Annotated in this window: 1 protein-coding gene; it reads left to right on the top strand. The window is 68.8% G+C overall.

Annotated features, from left to right (window positions below):
- A partial coding sequence (locus L995_RS20785; protein ID WP_047473421.1) for an RHS repeat-associated core domain-containing protein occupies positions 1-634 on the top strand: 634 nt, incomplete at both ends.

The raw sequence follows: 634 nt of genomic DNA, 5'->3' as shown, positions 1-634 counted from the left end.
TGCACCGCTACACCTACACCGAGGCAGGACAGCTCCAGGGCATCAGCGACCACCAGGACCGGCCCATCGCCAGCTACCGCTACAACAGCCTGGGCCAGCGCGTGGGCAAGACCGTGCACCAGGGCGATGGGCAAACGCACAGCCACTACCTGTGGCAGGACAACCGGCTCGTCGCGGAAATGGATGGCGAAGGCCGCATCACCAGCCAGTACCTGTACCTGAGCGAGGGGACTCGCACCCTGCCCATCGCCAAGCTGGAATCCGCGCACAACCGGGACAACGCCAGCGGCAAGGCGCGCATGCTGCACATCCACAACGACCACCGGGGCAGTCCGCAGGCCATGACGGACGCAGGTCAGCGCGTGGTCTGGCGTGCCCGCCAGACGCCCTGGGGAGCGCCGGCCATGCATCAGGCCGGCCACACAAGCCTGCCCCGGCAGCAGGCCGTGCTCAACCTGCGCCTGCCGGGCCAGTACTTCGACGAGGAAAGCGGACTGCACGACAACTGGCACCGCAGCTACGACCCGGCCAGCGGCCGCTACCTGCAGCCGGACCCGCTGGGCTACCCGGACGGACCCAATGCCTACCTGTATGCCGGCGGCGACCCGCTCAACCGCATCGACCCCACCGGGCT

It is taken from the genome of Delftia sp. ZNC0008 (genome assembly GCF_000799035.1).
Lineage (GTDB): Bacteria > Pseudomonadota > Gammaproteobacteria > Burkholderiales > Burkholderiaceae_C > Comamonas > Comamonas tsuruhatensis.
This window is presented reverse-complemented; position numbering and strand designations above follow the sequence as displayed.